The sequence below is a fragment of the Bradyrhizobium viridifuturi genome (assembly GCF_001238275.1).
Lineage (GTDB): Bacteria > Pseudomonadota > Alphaproteobacteria > Rhizobiales > Xanthobacteraceae > Bradyrhizobium > Bradyrhizobium viridifuturi.
The window spans coordinates 26,859-46,607 of record NZ_LGTB01000046.1 but is presented as its reverse complement, the minus strand read 5'-3'; the positions used below and the strand labels follow the sequence as shown (position 1 = coordinate 46,607).

General features: G+C 65.0%; 23 protein-coding genes and 1 pseudogene. 10 read left to right on the top strand and 14 right to left on the bottom strand.

Annotation, left to right across the window (positions count from 1 at the left end; translation table 11 throughout):
• Positions 1-10 precede the first annotated feature (10 nt).
• Genes ALC15_RS33605 through ALC15_RS33595 form a run of 3 tightly spaced genes read left to right on the top strand, consistent with a single transcriptional unit; the run spans position 11 to position 2,637 of the window.
• Positions 11-898 (top strand): NAD(P)-dependent oxidoreductase, encoded by an 888-nt coding sequence (locus tag ALC15_RS33605; RefSeq protein WP_094194272.1) that lies wholly within the window; start codon positions 11-13, stop codon positions 896-898.
• Positions 895-1,875, top strand: coding sequence for a Gfo/Idh/MocA family protein (locus tag ALC15_RS33600; protein WP_050630993.1), 981 nt, complete (start codon positions 895-897; stop codon positions 1,873-1,875). Before ALC15_RS33605 ends, ALC15_RS33600 begins: the two co-directional genes overlap by 4 nt.
• 6 nt (positions 1,876-1,881) lie before the next feature.
• On the top strand, positions 1,882-2,637 hold the full coding sequence (locus ALC15_RS33595; protein WP_050630992.1) for a GntR family transcriptional regulator: 756 nt from the start codon (positions 1,882-1,884) through the stop codon (positions 2,635-2,637).
• 17 nt (positions 2,638-2,654) lie between these two features.
• Here ALC15_RS33595 and ALC15_RS47350 read toward each other — a convergent pair whose 3' ends face one another.
• Complete coding sequence (locus ALC15_RS47350) at positions 2,655-2,783, bottom strand: hypothetical protein (RefSeq protein WP_283806327.1); 129 nt, start codon at positions 2,781-2,783, stop codon at positions 2,655-2,657.
• A gap of 106 nt (positions 2,784-2,889) precedes the next feature.
• Between ALC15_RS47350 and ALC15_RS45595 the strand changes: the two genes are divergently transcribed.
• Positions 2,890-3,126 carry a hypothetical protein gene (locus ALC15_RS45595; RefSeq protein ID WP_128089655.1) on the top strand — a complete coding sequence of 79 codons (237 nt, stop codon included), beginning with the start codon at positions 2,890-2,892 and terminating at the stop codon, positions 3,124-3,126.
• A 24-nt stretch (positions 3,127-3,150) separates the two neighbouring features.
• Entirely contained in the window at positions 3,151-3,327 is a 177-nt protein-coding gene (locus tag ALC15_RS44975) for a hypothetical protein (RefSeq protein WP_167350188.1), read from the top strand.
• Between the two features lie 124 nt (positions 3,328-3,451).
• Here the strand turns inward: ALC15_RS44975 and ALC15_RS33585 are convergent, their stop codons facing one another.
• From ALC15_RS33585 to ALC15_RS33575, 3 genes are all read right to left on the bottom strand, one after another.
• A complete protein-coding gene (locus tag ALC15_RS33585) occupies positions 3,452-4,222 on the bottom strand; it encodes an SDR family NAD(P)-dependent oxidoreductase (RefSeq protein ID WP_050630990.1) in 771 nt (256 codons plus the stop codon).
• Positions 4,223-4,242: 20 nt separating this feature from the next.
• Entirely contained in the window at positions 4,243-5,907 is a 1,665-nt protein-coding gene (locus ALC15_RS33580; protein WP_094194271.1) for a thiamine pyrophosphate-binding protein, read from the bottom strand.
• Positions 5,908-6,110: 203 nt separating this feature from the next.
• Positions 6,111-7,130 (bottom strand): L,D-transpeptidase family protein, encoded by a 1,020-nt coding sequence (locus ALC15_RS33575; RefSeq protein ID WP_050631024.1) that lies wholly within the window; start codon positions 7,128-7,130, stop codon positions 6,111-6,113.
• Between the two features lie 258 nt (positions 7,131-7,388).
• Here ALC15_RS33575 and ALC15_RS33570 point away from each other — a divergent pair, with 258 nt between their 5' ends.
• Positions 7,389-8,006: a Crp/Fnr family transcriptional regulator gene (locus tag ALC15_RS33570; protein WP_050631023.1), complete on the top strand. Its 618-nt coding sequence runs from the start codon at positions 7,389-7,391 to the stop codon at positions 8,004-8,006.
• A 435-nt stretch (positions 8,007-8,441) separates the two neighbouring features.
• Entirely contained in the window at positions 8,442-8,663 is a 222-nt protein-coding gene (locus ALC15_RS33565; protein WP_244486364.1) for a hypothetical protein, read from the top strand.
• A 25-nt stretch (positions 8,664-8,688) separates the two neighbouring features.
• Here the strand turns inward: ALC15_RS33565 and ALC15_RS33560 are convergent, their stop codons facing one another.
• Positions 8,689-9,723, bottom strand: a complete 1,035-nt coding sequence (locus ALC15_RS33560; RefSeq protein ID WP_050630988.1) for a D-alanine--D-alanine ligase family protein — start codon at positions 9,721-9,723, stop codon at positions 8,689-8,691.
• Positions 9,720-10,748, bottom strand: a complete 1,029-nt coding sequence (locus tag ALC15_RS33555; protein ID WP_050630987.1) for a putative zinc-binding metallopeptidase — start codon at positions 10,746-10,748, stop codon at positions 9,720-9,722. The genes ALC15_RS33560 and ALC15_RS33555 overlap by 4 nt, the downstream gene beginning before the upstream one ends.
• A gap of 261 nt (positions 10,749-11,009) precedes the next feature.
• Here ALC15_RS33555 and ALC15_RS33550 point away from each other — a divergent pair, with 261 nt between their 5' ends.
• The gene (locus ALC15_RS33550) at positions 11,010-11,447 is read left to right on the top strand and encodes a styrene oxide isomerase (RefSeq protein ID WP_050630986.1); all 438 of its coding nucleotides are present in this window, start codon (positions 11,010-11,012) and stop codon (positions 11,445-11,447) included.
• On the opposite strand, the gene ALC15_RS33545 is transcribed toward ALC15_RS33550, so the two are convergent.
• From ALC15_RS33545 to ALC15_RS33510, 8 genes are all read right to left on the bottom strand, one after another.
• The gene (locus ALC15_RS33545; RefSeq protein ID WP_050630985.1) at positions 11,437-11,814 is read right to left on the bottom strand and encodes a hypothetical protein; all 378 of its coding nucleotides are present in this window, start codon (positions 11,812-11,814) and stop codon (positions 11,437-11,439) included. The genes ALC15_RS33550 and ALC15_RS33545 overlap by 11 nt on opposite strands.
• A 69-nt stretch (positions 11,815-11,883) precedes the next feature.
• The gene (locus ALC15_RS33540) at positions 11,884-13,167 is read right to left on the bottom strand and encodes an RNA polymerase sigma factor (protein ID WP_050630984.1); all 1,284 of its coding nucleotides are present in this window, start codon (positions 13,165-13,167) and stop codon (positions 11,884-11,886) included.
• Between the two features lie 80 nt (positions 13,168-13,247).
• Positions 13,248-13,649 (bottom strand): YciI family protein, encoded by a 402-nt coding sequence (locus ALC15_RS33535; RefSeq protein WP_050630983.1) that lies wholly within the window; start codon positions 13,647-13,649, stop codon positions 13,248-13,250.
• 364 nt (positions 13,650-14,013) lie between these two features.
• Positions 14,014-14,709 carry an AprI/Inh family metalloprotease inhibitor gene (locus ALC15_RS33530; protein ID WP_050630982.1) on the bottom strand — a complete coding sequence of 232 codons (696 nt, stop codon included), beginning with the start codon at positions 14,707-14,709 and terminating at the stop codon, positions 14,014-14,016.
• Positions 14,709-15,692, bottom strand: coding sequence for a 2-hydroxyacid dehydrogenase (locus ALC15_RS33525; protein WP_050630981.1), 984 nt, complete (start codon positions 15,690-15,692; stop codon positions 14,709-14,711). Before ALC15_RS33525 ends, ALC15_RS33530 begins: the two co-directional genes overlap by 1 nt.
• Positions 15,692-16,480, bottom strand: coding sequence for an ABC transporter permease (locus tag ALC15_RS33520; protein ID WP_050630980.1), 789 nt, complete (start codon positions 16,478-16,480; stop codon positions 15,692-15,694). The genes ALC15_RS33525 and ALC15_RS33520 overlap by 1 nt, the downstream gene beginning before the upstream one ends.
• Complete coding sequence (locus ALC15_RS33515; protein ID WP_050630979.1) at positions 16,477-17,280, bottom strand: ABC transporter ATP-binding protein; 804 nt, start codon at positions 17,278-17,280, stop codon at positions 16,477-16,479. The genes ALC15_RS33520 and ALC15_RS33515 overlap by 4 nt, the downstream gene beginning before the upstream one ends.
• A 15-nt stretch (positions 17,281-17,295) precedes the next feature.
• Positions 17,296-18,333, bottom strand: a complete 1,038-nt coding sequence (locus ALC15_RS33510) for an ABC transporter substrate-binding protein (RefSeq protein WP_050630978.1) — start codon at positions 18,331-18,333, stop codon at positions 17,296-17,298.
• Positions 18,334-18,478: 145 nt separating this feature from the next.
• Between ALC15_RS33510 and ALC15_RS33505 the strand changes: the two are divergent.
• Positions 18,479-19,284: pseudogene (locus ALC15_RS33505) on the top strand (creatininase family protein).
• A gap of 147 nt (positions 19,285-19,431) precedes the next feature.
• Positions 19,432-19,695, top strand: coding sequence for a hypothetical protein (locus tag ALC15_RS33500; protein ID WP_050630977.1), 264 nt, complete (start codon positions 19,432-19,434; stop codon positions 19,693-19,695).
• Positions 19,696-19,749 lie beyond the last annotated feature (54 nt).

Sequence of the window (19,749 nt, the reverse complement as noted above, 5' to 3'; positions counted from 1 at the left end):
GCGCCGCATCATGGCTCGCGAGACACCTGTCGGCATGATCGGCCTGGGCCTGATGGGCTCGGCACTCTCCGCGCGGCTGATCGACGCCGGCGTCGGGGTGATCGGCTTCGACGTCGATCCGGCGAAGACCGACGGGCTGAGAACCAGCGGCGCCGAGTTCGCGGCCTTCGCCGCTGACGTCGCGGCGCGCTGCCGGGTCATCGTCATCGCGGTATACGACGCCGCCCAGGTCAAGGGCCTGCTGCCGGACCTCGCCAACGCGACGCTGCCACCGCTCGTCATCTGCACCACCACTTGTGCGCCGGGCGAAATCACGGTCATCGCCGAATTCGCGGCGCGCTCACACCTTCCCTTCATCGAAGCGCCGATCTCGGGCACCAGCGCTGAGGTCCGCGCCGGCACCGCCACTGCGCTGGTCGCCGGCGACACCGACGTCACCGCCGCCGCCGCAGCGACGCTCGACATCCTCTGCCCGCGGCGGATCAATGTCGGCGCGATCGGCAACGCCAGCCGCGCCAAGCTCGCCATCAACCTGATCCTGCAGAACAACCGCGCCGCTTTGGCCGAGGGCCTCGCCTTTGCCGAGGCGCTCGGTCTCGACGGCGCGGCGTTCCTTGCGACCGCGCGGCAATCGGCGGCATATTCCGCGGTGATGGACAGCAAGGGACCGAAGATGCTGGCGCGGGATTTCTCGCCGCAATCGCATATCGCGCAGACCTTGAAGGACGCCGAACTGATCCTGCAGGAGGCTGCCCGGCACGGCCTGCCGTTGCCGCTCACTTCGGTGCAGGCCGAACTGCTGCGCAGAGCGATTGCGCTTCTAGGCCCGGACAGCGACAGCGCCGCTGTCATCGAGGCGATCCGCGCCGGACGCGGCCGGGATGGGGAACATTCATGATCAATTGTGCGATCGCGGGCCTCGGCCGCTGGGGCCGCGCCCTGGTCGAGGCTGCGCAAAGCGAGCCGCGGCTCAGGATCACAAGCGCGGTGGAACCCGATGTCGACGGCGCCGCAGGCTTTTGCGCGGCACATGGCCTCTCCCTCGCGGCGAGCCTGGACGATGTGCTCGCCGATCCCGGCATTGATGCCGTGCTGCTGGCCACACCGCATTCGCTGCACAAGCGCCAGGTGATCGCGGCAGCCGGAGCCGGTAAGCAGGTGTTTTGCGAGAAGCCGCTGGCGCTGCGGCGTGGCGATGCGGCCGAGATGTTCGCGGCCTGCCGCAGCGCCGGTGTGCTGCTCGCGGTCGGGCATAACCGAAGGTTTTGGCCGTCGATGCAGGCACTCCGCGCGATCGCAGCCTGTGGCGAGCTCGGCACGATCCTGCATGTCGAGGGCCACAACAGCAACGAGAACTCGCAGGCCGTCACGCAGGGCTGGCGGTTGTCGCCCGAGGAGTCGCCGGGCGGCGGGCTGACCGGCGCCGGCCTGCACGTGCTCGACGGCTTCGTCAGCCTGCTGGGTCCTGCCCGACAGGTTTATGCCCGGTTGAATGAACGCGCGGCGGGACCGCCGCCGCTCGACACTGCAACTTTAGCGATTGAATTTGTGAATGGCGTGAGTGCAACCCTTGCTACGGTCCGCGCAACACCGTTCTATTGGCGCGTGCATGTGTTCGGGACGAAGGGATCCGCAGAGGTGCTCGACGAGAGGACGATGGTGCTACGGAAATCCGGCGAGGCGCCTGCTACGACGCATTATCCGGCGATCAACACGCTCACTGCGGAACTTGCCGCCTTTGCCGACGCGGTCGAACGCAAGCAGCTGTTCCCGGTGCCGGAATCCGATGTGCTGGCGACGCTCGCAGCATTCGAGGCCGCGCTGCAATCGATGCAGTCGGGGCATCCGGTCGCCTGCCATATGGCATACCAGTGACCTGCCATGTCTGAACAACCGGACAGGGCGAGATCGTCCCGCTATCGCGACATCGCCACCGGACTGCAGAAGGACATCCGTCTCGGCACCTACGCGGTCGGCAATCTGCTGCCGACCGAAACCGAGCTGATGGCGAGCTATCAGGCGAGCCGCCAGACCGTGCGCGAGGCGCTGCGCATCCTGATCGACCAGGGCCTGATCGTGCGCCGCGCCGGCCTCGGTTCGGTGGTGATCGCCTCCGAGCCGCCGGTGCTGTTCACCCACAGCGTCAAGTCGCTCGGCGAATGGCTGCGCTATTCCAACGAGACCTACCGCGACGTGGTTGCCAGCAGCGACATCGTCGCTGACCGCAAGCTGGCCGCGCAGTTGAAATGCGAGCCCGGCAAGAGCTGGTTCCTGATCGAGGCGGTGCGCCGATCCGACCAGTTCGCCGCCCCGCTCGGCTGGACCGAGATCTACGTGTTGCGCCGGTTCGCCGACGTCGTGACCCGCAGCGACCACGGCCGCACCCCGGTGCATGAGCAGATCGCCAAGATGTATGGCCAGGTCACCGAGCGCGCGCAGATGGAGATCTTCGTGCGCGGGATGCCGGCACCGATCGCCAAGGCGCTCGGCGTCAAGACCGGCTCGCCGGCGCTCACCGTGGTCCGCCGCTACTACGGGCAGCGAGAGGAACTGTTCGAGGTCACCATCACCACGCACCCCGAAGGGCGCTACACCTACACGATGGATATGCAGCGCTCGCCGCGGCCGAAGCTCTAGCCGGAGCCCTCGAGGCTTTAGCGGGCCCGCGCCAGATGCGTGGGGGCAGAGGTATGTGCCATCTGCGGGGTGCCGCTCACGCCCCAGATCGCAACCGCGATCAACGCGGCCGCCCAGACATATGGCACAGCATTCGGCTTCTTCATTTCCGAGATCATCCCCAACACCACAGGAGGACTGACGAATCTCACGACCTCGATCGCTAGCGTCTCACCAGGCACCCGTTCTTCACAACGCTACTAAGGTTAGACCTTGTCGGTTTCAGGACGTCTTCGTGCGATTCCGGAAATGATTTCGCGGGAACCGGGCTCTCTCATCCGAATTGATGAGGCCGCCGACCTCGCCGGCTTCGGCTCTGTGCGAGACAGGGCAGAGGAGAATTTCCTGCTTAAATTTGAGTCAGATGCACAACAAACATTCCAAAGCACGCCCGCTGAATTCTTTTTGATTGTCCGCTCGACTCCAGCCGTGGCATGCCTGCAGCTGTGACACTGCGATGACAAGGGTTCTCCCGTGACTGCCCAACCGGCCAAACCGCAAGGCGGCTCCCGCCGCCATTCCCAGCAAACCCAGGACGAGGTTGCGCGGTCGCTGGAACGGGAGCTGAGATTCTTGACCGAAGAGCGCCAGGAGCGCGCGGTCCGGCTCGGGCTCGACTTTCCGACCAAGACGCCGAAGACCGACCACTAGAGCCTGCTACCGATTCGACTGCCAGCCGCCCGCTCGGCGACATCACCCGCGCATCTGTTAGTCAAAAATCCGCGGTCACGCCCCACGGCTCCTGTCGTCCCTCGCGTCAGCGTTCTTCAGACGATCAGGCGGCGCTGTAGCCGCCGTCCACCACGTGCGACGCGCCCGTCATGAAGGACGCCTTGTCCGAGCACATCCAGACCACCGCTTCGGCGATTTCCTCCGGCACACCCAGGCGGCGTACCGGCACCTTGGCGATGATCTCGTCGTAGCGTTCGTCCATCGTTTCCTTGGTCATCGGCGTCTTGATGTATCCGGGATTGACGCAATTCACGCGGATCCCGTCCTGGGCATATTCGATCGCGGCAGACTTGGTCAGCCCGACGACACCGTGCTTGGTCGCGACATAGTGGCCCGACGTGGCGAGGCCGACCAGCCCGGCGATCGAGGCGGTGTTGACGATCGCGCCGCCACCGCCCTGCTTGAGCATCTGTGCAATCTCGTATTTCAGGCACAGGAACACGCCCATCAGATTGACCGAGAACATCTTCGCCACCGAGGACTGCGTGAGCTCATGAATGCGCTGGCCGGGCGGGCCGACGGACCGTCCCGCCACGCCTGCATTGTTGAACGCACAATCGATGCGCCCGAACGCCGAAACCGTGCGGGCCACCATGTTCGCGACATCGGCCTCGTCGGTGACATCGCCCTGGATCGCGATCGACTGGCCGCCCGCGGCGTTGATCAAGGCGACCGTCTCCTCGATGCCATCCTTCGAGAGATCGGACACCGCGACGCGCGCCCCTTCGCGCGCTATTGCAATCGCGGTTGCGCGGCCAATGCCGGAGCCGCCACCGGTCACCAACGCAGCCTTGCCGTCCAGAATGCCTGCCATGGGATCCCCCTTCAGCGCGGTCAGCGCTTGCCTTCAATTGCGATCTCGACGAGGTATGGCCGCTGGGCTGCCACGGCCTTTGCAACTGCACCGGCGATGTCGTCGGCCTTCTCAACTCTGACCGCCTCGACGCCCATGCCGGCTGCGAGATGCACAAAGTCGAGCACGGGGCCGGTGATATCCATGTTCTGATAGGGATGCTGGGTGCCGGCTTCGAAATTCTGACGCCAGACGTCCACATTGTGCTTGAGGATGCGGTACTCGCGGTTGGCGAGCACCACGAACACGATCGCAAGCTTGTGGTGCGCGGCAGTCCACAGCGCCTGGATCGCGTACATCGCCGAGCCGTCGCCCGAGACGGCGACAACCGGACGGTCCGGCATTGCGACCTTGACGCCGATCGCACCGGCAAGGCCCTGCCCGATGCCACCGCCACGGCCGCCGAAATAATCGCCGAAGCCGCGATAGTCGAAGGCGCGCGCCAGATCGAGGCTCGCCGTGATGCTTTCATCGACGATCACGACATCGTCGGGCAGGCCACGACGAAGCTCAGCGGTGACGCGCGGCATCGAGCTCGGCTCGCGGTTCCAGCTTTTCTCGACACGGGCGCGATAGGATTCTTTCTCCTTCGCCTGTAGTTCAGCCAGCGCGGCATTGCGGCGTTGCGCGGCCTGCTTGAACTCCGCATCCGCCTTTGCCCGCAGCGCTTCCGTCAGCGCGGAGAGGCTGACGGCGATGTCACCGACGATGCCGGCATCGAGCCGGTTGTTGAGCGCGAGACGCTCGGCCGAAGCCTCGATCTGCAGCAAGGACGCGCCGTCGGGAATGTGGCCGCCGGACGCAAACCAGATGTCCTCGAAGAACGGACCGCCGATCAGCAGCACGAGATCGGCTTCGCCAAGCGCCTTGCGCACCTGCCGGGCGTCGCCCGGGAGCGACTGACGATAACTCGGATGGCTGGTCGGGAACGACGCGTGATGCCGCAATCCCTCGAACCACACGGTGGCGCCGAGCGCTTCCGCCAGCGCCACCAGCGCCTGCTCGCCGCCCGATCGCGCCACATCGTCGCCGGCGATGATGGCCGGACTTTTCGACTTCAGGAGCAGCGCGACCAACGCCTCGATACCTGCCGGATCGGGATGCGTCGATCGCCACAGGTGATCCGGCGTCGACGCGTCGACCGCGGTTTCCTGCTCCAGGACGTCGATCGGCAGCGACACGAACACGGGCCCTTGCGGCGCATCGGTCGCCACCTTGAACGCGCGTCGCATGATCGGAGCGATCTCGTCGGCGCGCTCGATCTGCACGCTCCACTTGGTCACCGGCGCGGCCATTGCGACGAGATCATGGCCGAGCAGCGGGTTGTTGAGCCGCATCCGCGTATCCTGCTGGCCGGCGGTCACGACAACGGGCGAGTTGGCTTTCAACGCGCCGTAGAGCGAACCGATGCCGTTGCCGAGACCGGGAGCGACGTGCAAATTGGCAACGGTGACGCGCCCCGACGCCTGCGCATAGAAACTGGCGACGCTGACCGCGACACCTTCATGCAGCGCCATGATGTATTCGAGTTGCGGAAATGCCGGCAAACTGTCGAGCAGCGGTGTTTCTGTCGTGCCGGGATTGCCGAAGATATGTCGCACGCCGTGCGACACGAACGATTCCATCAGCACACGACGCCCACGCATTCGCTTCCTCTCGATCGGCTTTGATCCGTTTTGCGTATCATCAGCCGGGGAGCGGCCCATGGCAACCGTGCGCGACGGTTAGCGTGCGCGCGGCCGCTTGCGTCTTCCGCATGGCTTCAAGGCACGGCGCGCATCGCAAGGTCGGCTTCATTCCGCGACGCGGCAATGACACAGAGCGACGTTGACAACCGGCAATACCAGCGTCAGGTCCGGCGCGCGTCGCGCTGTCGCGCACCCTCCACGAACGCAACCGGCGTCCCCTTCGCGACACCGGCCGCGACATGCTCGGCGTCCCAGTTCGTGAGCCGGACACAGCCATGGGATTGGGCCTTGGAGATCCTGCCGGGATCGGGAGTGCCGTGGATGCCGTAGCCTTCCGCCGAGAGGTTGATCCAGACCGAGCCGACCGGGTTGTTAGGGCCGGGCCTGATCGTGAACGGATGCTTCGACCTGACGCCCTTGAACCTGTATTTGGGATTGTAGCGATAGGTCGGATTCTTGTTGATCGCCGTCACCTTCAGTGTGCCGCTCGGCGTCGGTTTCTCCGTGCTGCCGACCGTTGCGGGATAGAAGCCGAGCAGCTTGCCCGCGGCATCGAAGGTCCGCAGCGTCTGCCGCGTCTTGTCGACCTCGACACGCGCAACCGGCGCCGGCTTTCCGGTGTCGAGCACGTTCGCAACCGCGATGGTCGCACCGGCCCTGTCGAACTTCTGCCCGGGGTTGAGCGCCTGAAGCAACGCCTCGCTCATGTGGAATTTCTCGGCGAGCGCTTCGCGCGGGCTGGTGAAGTTCAGCGCCGGCAAGCTCTTCGTGCTCTCCATCTTCGCGGGGACCTTGTTCAGGAACGGGCCTTTTACGTCGGCATCGACGATCGTGTAGCTGACGACCGCGGCGCCTTCGCTGGCACCGGCAAGCTTGGTCCAGAGATCCGCCGTCACCGTCTTGTCGAAGGACAATCCATTGGCTTCTGCGAACGCCGCGAGCGCCTTCTGCGCGTTCTCGCCGAGCTTGCCGTCGATCTCTCCGGGGGAGAAATGCGCGCGATCGAGCAGGATCTCGAGCCTGGCAATGGAAGGGCTGAGCTGCTGACGGTCCGGCAATCTTGCCGGCGGCGCCGCGGCGTCATTGATCGAGGCGGCATCGAGACCTGCTGCGACCACGGGCGTGGTCGACAAAAACGAGAGAGCAGCGGCAAAACATCCTAAGGCTAAACGTCGGAACATCGCGCATCCCAACATGGCCACCTTCCGTCAAGCTGCGGAAGGCCGCGAAGTTCCAACATGTCTTTCGCTGCACTGCGTCGTGTAGCAGCAGGCGCTGGAGGCGGCCGATATCTCCCGCCATCGCGCCGCGGCGCGTCACGTTCCGCGTGATACGCCGATCAGACGCATTTCCGCCCACGAGAATGAGCGCTCTGCTATAGGTTACCGATCGTTTTCAGATCGCTTTGCTTGCAATTCTTTTTTTGAGTGGACGCAATCATGACATTGATCGATGGCTTGGGTTACCTGGCGTCGGCGCTCGTGTTGTTGACGTTCTGCATGAGCACCATGTTGAGCCTGCGCTCTGTCGCCATATGCAGTAATCTGGCATTCATCAGCTACGGCTTGGGCGCCCGGATATACCCGGTGCTCGCCCTGCACGTCATTCTGCTGCCGTTGAACGTATTGTTGCTGTTCCAGATGGTCAGGCTGCTTCGCAAGGCGAAGCTCGCTGCGGCGACGGACCTTTCCCCGAGCTGGCTGCAACCGTTCATGCGGCCGAAGCACGTCAAGGCGGGAGAAACGATCTTCAGGAAGGGCGACGATGCCGACCTGCTGTATATGGTCGTGTCGGGCGATGTCAGGTTTCCCGAAATCGACCGAGGTGTATCGGCAGGCGAATTGTTCGGAGAGATCGGACTGTTCTCGCTCGAACGGCGCCGCACGCAGACCGCTGTGGCGGCGACCGACGTGGATTTGCTGTGGATCAGCGATGGCGCACTGAAGAAGCTGTGCGAACGCAATCCGGGACTGTCGCTGTACTTCCTGCGACTGACGGCGACCCGGATGACGGAGAATGCAGCCCGCGCAATCGGAGTTGCCGCCGCCGCGCGCTGACGCCGCCCGCCGGGCGTCAGAACAGTGCGAAGCAAGCGTCGTCCGTCAGTCCTACGGCGCAGACGAAGCCGAGAGGTCCGGCAGCGGCGCGAACTGCATCTCTGCGACGGCCGAGCCCGCATAGGCGCTGGCGATCAGGATCATGACTCGAATGGCGACGAACATGGTGGCCTCCTCAGTCTTTTTCTTGATCCCTTGATGCCAGAGACTCCTTGCGGGCTGGTGAGGAAAGCTGGTTGCCGCAACCTTGCGGGCGTTGGTAAGCGAACGGTTTATGCATCACGTTCACCAGGCGGGAACCGTATTGGCCGATCGATCCGACGGTTAAACGCGCGGTTCACCGTCGCCGGGCATTGTTCGCCTCAATCAAGAAGGCGCAAGCACAATGCCGATTTCAGGACGATCCTTGTTGTCGTATCGATTTTTCTTGCCGTTTTGTACGGCTACGACACCTGCCGCAGCGACAGCATCCTGCTGGCGGTCCCGGTGAACGACATCATCGCGCGGCGCTGGCCCGAACCGGATGCGTTTCGCGCCACCTCGGTGCCCGTTTCCACGGCGACCGGCGAGGCGACACCGGCGGCGCGCGTTAGGGAAACGTTTGCGATGTTCAACCCCAGGGACGCACGACGCCACACCATGCAACGCAGCCTCTGAAGCCGCGTAGCTCTTCCGGCCTCGCTCAGCCCAGCGATACGCCGGCCTTGGCGCGGCTGATTCCGAGCGTTACGATCCGGTTCAACAGGCCCGGGTAATCGAGCCCGTCATGCCCGGCCGCCATCGCGAACTCCTGGCTCTTGGCGATCTCGGGATTGGGATTGGCTTCGATGAAATACGGCACGCCGTTGGTCGACAGGCGGAAGTCGATGCGCGCGTAGCCGTCGAGCCCCAGCGTCCGGTAGATGCGTTTCGCCAGCCGCTGAATATGCGCGGATAGCTCGGGCGTGAGGTCGTCGGCCGGGCCATCCGCGATCCCGATGCGCTCCTGATAATTGGTGTCGTGCTTGGCCTTTTCGGTCGCGATATGCCGCGCGCCGGGGCCGCCCATGCTGCCGAATTTCAATTCCCACACCGGCAGCACCCGTAGCCGGTTGTTTCCGAGCACGCCGACATAGAGCTCGCGGCCCTCGATGAACTGCTCGGCGATCGCCGCGGTCCCGATCCGCTCATGGATAAAGGCGACGCGCTCCACCAGCTTCTCGTCGGTGTCGACGATCGACGCCTGCGAGATGCCGAGCGATCCGTCGCTGCTCAGGCTCTTGACGATCAGCGGCAGCTCGAGACGCGGCGGCCGCTTGACCTTGCGGCGCATCGGAAACACGGCGAAGGCCGGCACCGGGACCCGGCGATGATGCACCAGCGTCTTGGACAGATCCTTGCCGCGCGCCAGGATCAGGCCGCGTGGGTTGCACCCGGTGTAGGGGATCTTCATCAGCTCGAGATAGCTCGCGATGTGCTGGTCGTACACCACGTCGTAGTGAAACTCCTCCAGCAGCGTGAACACGATGTGCGGCTTGAAGCCTTCGATCGCGTCGCGCACCGGCTTGATTTCCTCCTGGACGCCGAGCGGACGAACCTCATGGCCGGCCGCGCGCAGGGTACTGACGACGTCGTACTCGGTCTTCCACTCGTTGATTTCCCGCGCGGAATATCCATCGCTGGAATCCGGCGGCACACAATCCGGGTGCATCAGCACCAGAATGCGAAAATGCTTCATAGCGCGATCCATTTGCGGCGCGACGGGCCGAACAGCGCGTGCATGGTCTTGGCGGTCAGCAGGATGATGAAATTGGTCACGAGCTTCTGCTCGGGGCCAACGGCACGCAGATTGAGCTCGCGGCAGCGCGAGATCATGTCGTCGAGCACCGCATCGAGCGTCAGCTGGTTCTCGCCGGTCCAGCGCGCGACCAGCTGCCTGATATGAGCACGATGCCGCCGGATGAACACCGCAGCCGGCTGGTACCGCTGATGCCGCGGATCGGCGGAGAACAGCTTGGACAGGTCGCGGTCATAGGTCTTCGGCGGCGTGAATGCGTAGAACGCCTGCTTCTTCTTGTAGTGCTCGCCGAGCGTCTGCTTGAGCTCACGCAGCGGATCGACGCGCTCGCGTGTCGTAAGCACCGGCCGCTTGCCGGCGATCTCGCCCATCAGCTCGTCGACATATTCGAGCTTCTTCAGCGCCGGCCAGCCGGCATAGCGCGTCCGCCAGTTCGAGCGCGGCCGCAGCCACACCGCGAAGGTCTCGGCGAAATCCTCATCCGGATGGCTCTGCGCGTACCAGAGCCGCAGATGCTGGACATAGTTGCGGCTGGCCGGATTGGGCCGGTAGTAGCGCGGGTAGTGCTGCGACGACGGACCGAACAGCTGCTGCCAGCGCCGGCGGCGTTGCAGCTGATAGCCGTGCTGGACGGCGTGGCCCGCCTCGTGGCGGAGAATGGCCATGCACTCGGACCATGAGGCGCCCTCGACGTCGAGCATCATCTTCTTCTCGAGCTTCATCAGGCGGGGGTGGGCGAGATAGAACGGAATCGCGATGCCGGGCACATCCGCCGGGCTGAACCATTCGCTGGATATCCAGGTGTGCGGCCGCAACCTTATGCCGCGCTCTTCGAGCTCCTCGTAGAGCGTGCCGACGCAATCCGCGAGCCAGGTGCCTTCGACCGCAACCCTCAGACTGCTGAGGCGTTGCTTGAGCAATTGCTCATCCGTGAGCTTCTCCCAGGCATATTTGTGGCGCGGCATGGGCTTCCAAAGTCAAAATCAAACCGGAATCGGGATGGTGTCATAGGTTGCCGCCGGCAACAACCGCCCGGCCCTTGCGTCAGGGCCGGACCGGTGTGACCGGCCCGATCGGCGCTACCGCCATCAGTCGGCAGCCGGCGCGGCAAGACCACGCGGCCGGCCTTCCACCAGCCGGATCGCTGGTCCCGTCCCTGGCGGGTGCCTGCGCACTTTCTGATATGGTCGGCCGTTATTCCGGCGGGGCGATTTCAGGGGGCGACAATGGATTATCGGCGGCGGCTGCTTTTTCACGGCATGGCCTTGTTCTTGATCGGGCTGCTCACCGGCCTAGCCGAGCAGCACTTCACCAATGTGCGGATGGCGCTCGCGGCGCATCTCGAAGGCGTGATGAACGGCACCTTCCTGCTCGCGGTCGGGGCAATCTGGAGCGAGGTCAGGCTGGCGTCCGGCCCGCGCGCCTTCGCCTACTGGGCGCTGCTCTGCGGGACCTATGGCAACTGGGCCATGACGTCGCTCGCCGCCATTCTCGGGACCGGCGCGCTCTCACCGATCACCGCGGCCGGGAGTAGCGCCGCGGCGTGGCAGGAGACGCTCGTCACCGCCGGGTTCGTCTCGATCGGCCTTGCGATCATCGCGGCATCGGTGTTGCTGCTGTGGGGGCTGCGCGGCAAGGCCGCGCTCATCGCACCTAAGGCCTGACCCAGCGCTGCACGGCCGCGGCGGTGTCGGCCGGGTTGGTGTTGAAGCAGATGGCGGCGTCGGGCGCGAGCCGGTGCACCAGGTTGAGGATCTGCTCGAACAGCACGAGCCGCTCCGGCGGCTCGCGCAGCCCGGCGCCGATCACGACGCAATCGTAGCAGCGCGCGTTGAGGGCCGCTGCCGTCACCGCTTCGGCGGTCTCGCCGAGGTCGATGAGACAGCTTTCGACGTCGTAACCAAGCGTGCGCAGACCCTCGATCTGCGCATCGATATAGCTGCGCACGAGTTCCGGCGTGAACTGCGGCATGACGGAGAGATCGACGAAGGTTGGATCAAGGCCGATCGCCAGCACGGAGGGCTTCGTCATGGTCGCAGTTCCCGATCACGTTGCGGTGCCTCGAACATGCCGCCGCTTTACGTCGAAATCGCGAAGCCTTCAGTGCTGGCCATGATCCTGCGCGGCGCGCGCGGCGAGCGCGGCGCGGCGCTTGAGTAACTCACGCTCGCGCGCGTTGCCGGCCAATGCGGCGGCGGCCTCGAACGCTGTGTGCGCCTCCGCGAAGCGGCTCAGCCGGTGCAGCAGATCGCCACGCACACTCGGCAGCAGATGATAGGATTTCAGCGCCGGCTCGTCGGCGAGATCGTCGACGATCGCCAGCGCGGCCTGCGGCCCTTCCGCCATGCCGATCGCAACCGCGCGGTTGAGCTCGATCACGGGCGAGTCGAGCAGCGCGGCGAGATCGCCATAGAGCGCGGCGATACGGCGCCAGTCGGTCGCGGCAGGCGTATCGGCCTCGGCGTGACAGGCGGCGATCGCAGCCTGCAGCGCGTAGAAGCCACCGGCACCGCCGAGCTCACGGGCGCGCGCCAACGCGAGCCGGCCGCGGCGAATCTGCAGGCGATCCCACAGCGCACGGTTCTGGTCCATCAACAGGATCGGCTCGCCGGCCGCGTCGGTGCGCGCCGCCATCCGCGAGGCGTTGAACTCCATCAGCGCGAGCAGGCCGTGCGCCTCCGGCTCCGATGGCGCGATCGAGGTCAGCACGCGGCCGATGCGCAGCGCCTCGTTGCAGAGCTGCGGCCGCAGCCATTCGTCGCCGCGCGCCGCGGTATAGCCCTCGTTGAAGATCAGATAGGCGACCTCGAGCACCGAGGCGAGCCGCTCGGACAGCTCCGCGCCGCGCGGCGTCTCATAGGCAAGACCTGAGTCCGACAGCGTGCGCTTGGCGCGCACGATGCGCTGGGCGATGGTCGCCTCCGCCTGCAGGAAGGCGCGCGCGATCTCCTCGGTGGTGAGGCCGCAGATCATGCGCAGCGCCAGCGCGGCGCGGGCCTCGCGCGACAGCAGCGGATGGCAGGCGGTGAAGATAAGCCGCAGCAATTCGTCGCCGATATCGTCGTCGAGCGCGGAATCGAAATCGGGCATGGTCTCCTGCTCCCGCGCCAGATCATGCGCCAGCATGCCGTGCTTGGCGGTCAGCATGCTGTTGCGCCTGATGTGATCGAGCGCACGCCGCTTGGCGGTCGCCATCAGCCAGGCGCCCGGCTTCTCCGGCACGCCGTCGGCCGGCCAGTGCTCGAGCGCGGCGACCAGCGCTTCCTGGGTCAGATCCTCGGCGAGCGGCACGTCGCGCAGCATCCGCGACAGGCTGGTGATCAGCCGCGGCTGCTCGATGCGCCACACCGCGAGGATCGTGGCCTGGATGTCGGCGGCCGTCATCGCCGCCGACCTGGATGGTCGCTTGCACGCGTTGTCTTCACGCGAACCGGAAGCCGCTTCGCCTGAAAACGCCCTGTCCGCTACGCATCAAGCGACGGCGGACACATCGACCTGGCAGGCGCCGTCGCGCCCGGGGTGGCAAAGGGGCGCACCTCGCAGGTGCCGTCCCAACCGGGCATGTGCTCCTTGTGCAGTTGCATGAACTCCACCGCGGCCGCCACCGCCTCTTCCTTGTTGCGCAGCTCGAAGATCGCGTAGCCGCCGATCATCTCCTTGGTCTCGATGAACGGCCCATCGATCACATTGAGCTTGCCGTCGGTGATGCGGACCTGGGCACCCATCGCGACCGGCAGCAGGCCGCCGGTGTCTATCATGCGGCCGGCCTTGATTTCCCGCTCGGCGAGCTTGCCCATCGCCTCCATCAGGGCCGGCGTCGGCGGCCGCGGGGGCTGGGACGAGGTGACGATGTACATGAACCGCATCGGAAAACTCCTGTTTTGGGCGAGAAGCGACGATGACCGCCGCAAAACCGGCTCGCTATAGGGGACGACGATCCGGGCCGGACCGGATCGACATGGGGACGGGAATTATTTTCGGGGCGGACCGCGGAACAGGGCAAACTGCCGCCGGATCGGTGGCGCCCTCTCCGGCCGCGACCGCCGCGGATGCGCGGGGCCAAAAATATCGAAAACAACCTCATGCAAAGGAGGCTGCCAGCTACTGACGTTCGCCCCGGCAACTTGACACGTTGGGCAAATCAGGGATAAATTTCCAATATTCCGAAATCGTGCAAGCCCGTTCGCCCGCAAGTGCCGCATGCGGGGGAAGTGACATTCGTCAGCCCCCTCACTGCTCCCGCAGCATGATCAGCGGGTCGGCGCTGTCGGGGACGCGGCGCCACTGGGCGTTGTCGTCAGCCTCGAACTGCCAGCTCTCGCCCTTGGGCGACATCAGGATCATCTGGCCGTGGTCGAGCCGCCACAGCGTCGGATTGAAGGCCGCGACCGCGGGATCGCATTTGCCCTTCATGAACACCTGGAAATTGTCGTTGCCGGCGTCGGTGTTGGTCAGCACCAGCGCGCAGATCGCCTGGCCGTTGCCGCGGACCATCGACCAGTCGCCGATCATCTGGTCCATCGACTTGGCGAGCGAGCGGGCGGCGGCGAGATTCTGCAGGATGTAGACGCCCTCGTTGGTACGCATGCCCTCGAAGATGCCGGTCTCGACCTCGGTGAAATCGATCACCGCCTCGCCCGCCGCGTTGTGCAGCCGCACGATGTCGCCGAGGCCCTTGATGCTCCAGCCGGTGATGTCCTTTGTGAAGGGCAGCGCGGCGGCGCAGGCCGGCTCGAGCTCGAGCTTGAAGCCTTGCGGCGTCGCGTCGCTCTTCAGCGTCACGACGCAGGTCTTGCTGCGCTCGGTGGTGGCGAGCTCCCACTGCCCGATCATGTCCTTCTTCAACGTCGTGACGTCCTGCGCTGCGGCCGGACCGCACACGGCCAGCAGCAGACACAGCACGACGCTGAAGCGGGACAATGCCATCAGCGATCCTTCACCGGCGTTTCGGCGACCGGCGTCAGCGGCGGCTTGCCGGCGAACCAGTTCTTGATGTTGTCGACCACGAGCTGGTCCATCGCGTTGCGCGTCACCACCGAGGCCGAGCCGATATGCGGCAGCAGCACGACGTTCTGCATCGCCTTCAATTCGTCCGGCACGTTCGGCTCGGCCGCGAACACGTCGAGGCCGGCGGCGAGAATGGTGCCGGATTTCAGCGCCGCGACCAGCGCCGGCTCGTCGACCACGGAGCCGCGCGCGACATTGATCAGTACGCCGCGCGGGCCGAGCGCCTTCAAGACGTCGGCATTGATCATCTTCGCGGTCGAGGCACCACCCGGCACGATGATGATCAGGGTGTCGACCGCCTTCGCCATCTCGATCAGATCGGGATAGTGCTTATAGGAAACGTCCTTGGACGGATTGCGCGAGTGATAGGACACCGGCACCCGCGAAGCCTCGAGTCGCCGCCCGATCGCCTGGCCGATGCGGCCCATGCCGACGATGCCGATCTTGCGGTCGCGCAGCGAGCCTACGCTGAGCGGATAATTCTGGGTCTGCCACAGGCCGGAGCGCACGTAGCGGTCGGCCTTGACGAATTCGCGCAAGGTCGCGATCAAGAGCCCCATCGCGACGTCGGCGACCTCCTCGGTCAGCACGTCGGGCGTGTTGGTGACCACGATATTGTGATCGCGCGCATAGGCGGAATCGACGTGGTCGTAGCCGACGCCGAAGCTGCCGACGATCTCCAGCTTGGGAAACAGCGCCATCGCGGTCTTGTCGGTCGCCATCGTGTGATAGGTGACGGCGATGCCGCGGATCTTGGCCATCGTGTCCGGCGTCAGGCGCTCGAGGTCGCCGCGGCTCTCGGCCTTGTGCAGCACGTATTGGTCGGAAAAGCCGTTTTCGAGGATTGGCCTGACAGGTCCATAGATCAAGAGATCGATCTTTTCGGAAGAAATCGGGGCCATCAACTGTCCTTTCCTAACGCGCTTTCATGCCAACGCCGCAACAAGAGGTGCGAAACTAGCGCCAGCACCCCATAGATGACAATCCCGGCCAGCGATAGCAGCAGAAGTGCTGCAAACATGCGGGGAATATTCAGCCGGTAGCCTGATTCAGCGATCCGGAATGCGAGCCCCGAGCCGGCACCGGCACTGCCCGCCGCGATCTCCGCGACCACGGCGCCGATCAGCGACAGCCCGCCGGCGATGCGCAGGCCGCCGAGAATATAGGGCAGCGCGGCCGGCAACTTCAGGAACAGCAACGTCTTCAGCCTGGATGCGCCATAAAGTTGAAACAATCCGGCGAGGTTGCGATCGACCGAGTTGAGCCCGAGCGTGGTGTTCGACAGCACCGGAAAGAACGCCACGATCCAGGCGCAGACGATCACCGCGGTCTGCTGCTGCAGATAGATCAGCAGCAGCGGCGCGATCGCGATCACGGGCGTGACCTGAAGCACCACCGCATAGGGAAACAGCGAATATTCCAGCCATTTCGACTGGTTGAACAACAGCGCCAGCACCACGCCGCCGATCGCGGCGGCGACGAAGCCTTCGAGCGTGGTCAGGAGCGTGACGCCGAGCGATTGCGACAGGATCGACCAATCCGCAACCAGCGTCTTCAGCACCAGGAACGGGCTCGGCAGCACGTAGGGCTGGATGCCATAGGCGCGGACGATCGCTTCCCAGAGCACGAGCCCCGCGGCAAACACCGCGACGGGAAGCAGAAAGCGGATGAGGTCGTGCGGAGACTTCATGCGCCCGCCTGCCCCGCATAGGATGGCGCCAGCGCATGGGAGACCTCGCGACAGAACGCGGCATATTCGGCCGAGGTGCGGAACTCCTCGCCGCGCGGCTCCGGCGAGGTAATGCGAAACTCGGCACCGATCCGGCCCGGGCGCGCCGTCATCACGATCACGCGCTGGGAGAGATAGACCGATTCGAACACCGAGTGCGTCACGAAGATGACGGTCTTGTGCAAGTCGCGCCACAGCGACAGCAGATCGTTGTTGAGACGAAAGCGCGTGATCTCGTCGAGCGCCGCGAACGGCTCGTCCATCAAGAGGATGTCGGGATCGGTCACCAGCGCGCGCGCCAGCGACACCCGCATCTTCATGCCGCCGGACAATTCGCGCGGATAGGCGCCGGCGAACTCCGCCAGCCCGACCTGATCGAGCGCAGCATCGATGCGCATTTCGGCGTCGGTCGCCGGCGCACGGGCGAGCTTCAACGGCAGGCGGACATTGTCGCGCACGGTGGCCCACGGCATCAGGGTCGGCTCCTGGAACACAAAGCCGATCCTGTGGCTGCCGCGCCGCTCGCTGCCGTGATGCGCGAGCTCGACCGTGCCGGCGCTCGGTGCGGCGAGGCCTGCGATAATTCGCAGCGCGGTGGATTTGCCGCAACCGGACGGCCCGAGCAGCGAGATGAACTCGCCTTGCAGGACGTCGAGGTCGAGCGGCCCGAGCGCCATAACACCGCTGTCATAGGTCTTGGTGACGGCGCGCAGGCGCACCGCTGACCCGGCGCCAGATCCAGACAACGCAGGCTCGGCCATCGCGACTTCCGGCCGTCAGTTCTTCGGCCGGAGCTCGACGCCGACCGCCTTGTTGACGAAGCGCAGCGTATAGCCCTGGCGATAGTCGATGGTGCTCTTGACCACGCCGGCGCGCACCATCTTGTCGAAGAAGCTCGCCATCCGCTCATCGGTCATGGCGCCGATGCCGTTCTTGATGGAGTCGCCGGAATCGACGATGCCGTACTCGCGCATCTTGGCGACGCAATAGGCCAGCAGTTCGTCGTTCATGTCGGGATTGAGCTTCTTGATCATCGCATTGCCGGCCGAATTGTCGCCGTAGACGTAATTGTACCAGCCGACAATCGAGGCATCGACGAAGCGCTGCACCAGGTCCGGCTTCTTGTCGACCAGATCGCGGCGGGTCTCGATCAACGTCGAATAGGAGTTGAAGCCATAATCGGCGAGCAGCAGCACGTTCGGCTTGAAGCCGGCGGCCTTCTCGACCGCAAAGGGCTCTGACGTGACATAGCCCTGCATGGCCGTCTGCTTGTTCACGATGAAGGGCTGCGGGTTGAAGGTGTAGGGCTTCACCTTGTTCTCGTCGAAGCCGTATTCGGATTTCAGCCACTGGAAGTAGCTGGTGATGCCTTCCTTCGAGATCAGCAGCGTGAGCGGCTTCAGGTCCTCGATCTTGCCGACCTTGACCTCCGGGTGGGTCAGGAAGACCTGCGGGTCCTTCTGGAACATGGTCGCGACAGCGACCAGCGGTACGTTGTTGGTGACCGCGTCGAAGGTCTGCAGCGAGTTCGCGCTCATGAAGAAGTCGAGCTTGCCCGCGATCAGGAGCATGCGGTTGTTCTCGTTGGGGCCGCCGGGCACGATGGTGACGTCGAGGCCGTATTTCTTGTAGGTGCCGTCGGCGAGCGCCTGGAAGAACCCGCCATGCTCGCCCTCGGCGACCCAATTGGTGCCGAACGAGACCTTGTCCAAAGTCTTGTCCTGCGCCCGCGCCGGGCAAAGACAGGCGGAAACGCTGAGGGCGACGGCCAGCAGGCTCGTGGTTAACGCTCGCGGCAAAAAGGCCCGGATCATGGTTGGACTCCGTCTGACATTATGGCCCATGATGGAAGGTGGGAAGACGTGGACCGCGCCCGGAGACGCGGACGCCCCACTGATGTTAAACAAACTAGCCTGCAAATCCATCCAATGAAACGCTTGTATTGAAACGACCGGCTTGATGACCTCGACGCTTCCGCCCCGTGACTGGACCGCCATCCATTGGCCCGATATCGCCAAGGGCGCGGCCGCGCGCTGGATCGCGGTGCTGCCGCTGGCCGCAACCGAGCAGCACGGGCCGCATCTGCCGCTTGGAACCGACGTCATGATCGGCGAGGCGTATCTGGCGCGGGTACAGGCGCTGCTGCCGGCTACCACCCCGGCGACGTTCCTGCCCCTGCAGCCGGTCGGCATCTCCACCGAGCACATCGATTTTCCGGGCACGCTGACGCTGCCGACCGAGGTGGCGCTGAAGAGCTGGATGGCGCTCGGCGAGAGCGTTGCACGCGCCGGGATCAGGAAGCTCGTGATCGTGACCAGCCATGGCGGCAACTCCGCCGCCATGCAACTGGTGGCGCAGGATCTGCGCGCGCAGCACAAGATGCTCGTGGTCACCACGAGCTGGTCGCGCTTCGGCACGCCCGACGGGTTGTTCGATGCCGACGAACTGCGCCACGGCATCCACGGCGGCGCGGTCGAGACCTCGATCATGCTGGCGAAATATCCGCAACATGTGCGCAAGGATGCGATCGCGGACTTCAAGCCCGCGAGCGTGCAGATCGAGAAGGATCATCGCATTCTGTCGACCCAGCGGCCGGCGCCGTTCGCCTGGCAGGCGCAGGACCTCAATCCAAGCGGCGCGATCGGCGACGCCACCAAGCTTCGGCCGACAAGGGCGAGAAGCTGATCGAGCACGGTGCGCGCGCATTCTGCGAGCTGCTTGCCGACGTCGACAGGTTCGATCCGGGCGTATTCGCGGACAACTGACCGGGAATTCCTTCGTCCTGGTCGAGGCGACGAAACAATCGACGAAACCATATTTCCCGGCCGGCCTTCGAACCGGAACCGGACAGCCTCCGTCCAACGGGCATGCGGACCACACCGGCGCCGCGCTCAAACAGGATGGAGTTTTCCATGTCGATCAAGACCAAGTTCGCCGCCCTCGCCCTCACCGCGCTCGCCGTGACCGGCACCATCGCATCCACCACGTCGCAGGCCGAAGCCAAGCCCTATGGCTGGGGCTGGGGCGTTGGCGCGGGCCTCGTCGGCGCCGCCGTTGTCGGCAGCGCGATCGCGGCCAGCGACGGCTACTACTACAACGGCTATCGCCGCTGCGGCTGGGTGCGCCAGTTCGACGCCTACGGCAACTACATCGGCCGCGTGCGCACCTGCTACTGATCGACGGTTTTTTCTAAAGGCTGCGGATCCTGCGTTCGGCACGGGTCCTCATCC

Excerpts from the sequence above, each read along its gene's own strand:
- ALC15_RS33580 (WP_094194271.1), bottom strand. The coding sequence starts at position 5,907 with ATGCGTGGGCGTCGTGTGCTGATGGAATCGTTCGTGTCGCACGGCGTG.
- ALC15_RS33555 (WP_050630987.1), bottom strand. The coding sequence starts at position 10,748 with ATGCCGCGCCACAAATATGCCTGGGAGAAGCTCACGGATGAGCAATTG.
- ALC15_RS33570 (WP_050631023.1), top strand. The coding sequence starts at position 7,389 with ATGACATTGATCGATGGCTTGGGTTACCTGGCGTCGGCGCTCGTGTTG.
- ALC15_RS33585 (WP_050630990.1), bottom strand. The coding sequence starts at position 4,222 with ATGGCAGGCATTCTGGACGGCAAGGCTGCGTTGGTGACCGGTGGCGGC.
- ALC15_RS33530 (WP_050630982.1), bottom strand. The coding sequence starts at position 14,709 with ATGGCATTGTCCCGCTTCAGCGTCGTGCTGTGTCTGCTGCTGGCCGTG.
- ALC15_RS33605 (WP_094194272.1), top strand. The coding sequence starts at position 11 with ATGGCTCGCGAGACACCTGTCGGCATGATCGGCCTGGGCCTGATGGGC.
- ALC15_RS33535 (WP_050630983.1), bottom strand. The coding sequence starts at position 13,649 with ATGCGGTTCATGTACATCGTCACCTCGTCCCAGCCCCCGCGGCCGCCG.
- ALC15_RS33560 (WP_050630988.1), bottom strand. The coding sequence starts at position 9,723 with ATGAAGCATTTTCGCATTCTGGTGCTGATGCACCCGGATTGTGTGCCG.
- ALC15_RS33595 (WP_050630992.1), top strand. The coding sequence starts at position 1,882 with ATGTCTGAACAACCGGACAGGGCGAGATCGTCCCGCTATCGCGACATC.
- ALC15_RS33515 (WP_050630979.1), bottom strand. The coding sequence starts at position 17,280 with ATGGCCGAGCCTGCGTTGTCTGGATCTGGCGCCGGGTCAGCGGTGCGC.
- ALC15_RS33510 (WP_050630978.1), bottom strand. The coding sequence starts at position 18,333 with ATGATCCGGGCCTTTTTGCCGCGAGCGTTAACCACGAGCCTGCTGGCC.
- ALC15_RS33540 (WP_050630984.1), bottom strand. The coding sequence starts at position 13,167 with ATGACGGCCGCCGACATCCAGGCCACGATCCTCGCGGTGTGGCGCATC.
- ALC15_RS33545 (WP_050630985.1), bottom strand. The coding sequence starts at position 11,814 with ATGACGAAGCCCTCCGTGCTGGCGATCGGCCTTGATCCAACCTTCGTC.
- ALC15_RS33525 (WP_050630981.1), bottom strand. The coding sequence starts at position 15,692 with ATGGCCCCGATTTCTTCCGAAAAGATCGATCTCTTGATCTATGGACCT.
- ALC15_RS33550 (WP_050630986.1), top strand. The coding sequence starts at position 11,010 with ATGGATTATCGGCGGCGGCTGCTTTTTCACGGCATGGCCTTGTTCTTG.
- ALC15_RS33500 (WP_050630977.1), top strand. The coding sequence starts at position 19,432 with ATGTCGATCAAGACCAAGTTCGCCGCCCTCGCCCTCACCGCGCTCGCC.
- ALC15_RS33575 (WP_050631024.1), bottom strand. The coding sequence starts at position 7,130 with ATGTTCCGACGTTTAGCCTTAGGATGTTTTGCCGCTGCTCTCTCGTTT.
- ALC15_RS33600 (WP_050630993.1), top strand. The coding sequence starts at position 895 with ATGATCAATTGTGCGATCGCGGGCCTCGGCCGCTGGGGCCGCGCCCTG.
- ALC15_RS47350 (WP_283806327.1), bottom strand. The coding sequence starts at position 2,783 with ATGAAGAAGCCGAATGCTGTGCCATATGTCTGGGCGGCCGCGTTGATC.
- ALC15_RS33520 (WP_050630980.1), bottom strand. The coding sequence starts at position 16,480 with ATGAAGTCTCCGCACGACCTCATCCGCTTTCTGCTTCCCGTCGCGGTG.